An 847-nucleotide genomic window follows, 5' to 3' on the forward strand; every position below is an offset into this window, starting at 1 on the left:
CAGTCTGACCAGCTTATCTTGCCGACCTAGCTTTTTGACAACGTCGAATTGAATCCCTTTTTTCATAGGAATAAGCCAGTGACGCTGGGTTCCTGTCCGGTGCCATTTTTCAAGCAAGCCCAGAGAGTAAAATCCTCGATCAAACAATGTCAGTGAGTTATCAGGCGTAGTTTCAATCAACTCTTCTGCCAGAAGCATTTCATTCACTCTGGCATCATCGAAGGCACTACCTGTCAGCATATGGCTGGTAAGCTCCATCTGGCAAACCATCCGCACTTGCGGATAACCACACTCTCCATTCTGATTTTTCCAATACGTAAAAGCATCCCGGTTTTCTACAGTATCTTGAGTTCGCCAGACAACACCATCGACGCCAAGTAGCTTTAGTCCGCACCAAGTCGGATGTTCCGCATCCCGGTTCCACATCAGCTGACTTTGCGTAAAGACTTCTTTGACTGCATCGGCCCCCAACCTTTGTCTGGCCTGCACAACTGCACTCGGAGCAACCAAAGATTTCTTACCCGGTAGCATAAGCTGCGCTTTACTCACGATACTCCAAACTGGCTCCTGCCTATACATCGACATAGCGATTACTGCCCAAACAGCCTGCTCCAATGGCAGACGTCTCTTGCGAACGGTAGCAACTCCCGATTTTTCCAGGCATTGAGTAATGAAGTCGGCACACAGAATATCGCTGAGTTGACCTAAGTTATCCGTATTTGGCGCATAGCCATTTGCAAGAGAGAGAGCGGTTACAAGCTGCACAACTAAAAAATCCGATGACCTTACGATCATCGGATTTTGATCCTCTTACAGCCAATGTCAATCTCTTAACTGATCGGCATTA

The 847-nt window shown here is 47.3% G+C and carries 1 protein-coding gene; it reads right to left on the bottom strand.

Annotation, left to right across the window (positions count from 1 at the left end; genetic code table 11):
• Positions 1–765, bottom strand: a 765-nt coding sequence (locus JKP77_RS22160) for an IS4 family transposase (protein ID WP_218313343.1), incomplete at its 3' end; no start/stop codon positions are given.
• Between the last annotated feature and the right edge of the window lie 82 nt (positions 766–847).

It is taken from the genome of Alteromonas antoniana, assembly GCF_019249295.1.
Taxonomy (GTDB): Bacteria; Pseudomonadota; Gammaproteobacteria; order Enterobacterales; family Alteromonadaceae; genus Alteromonas; species Alteromonas antoniana.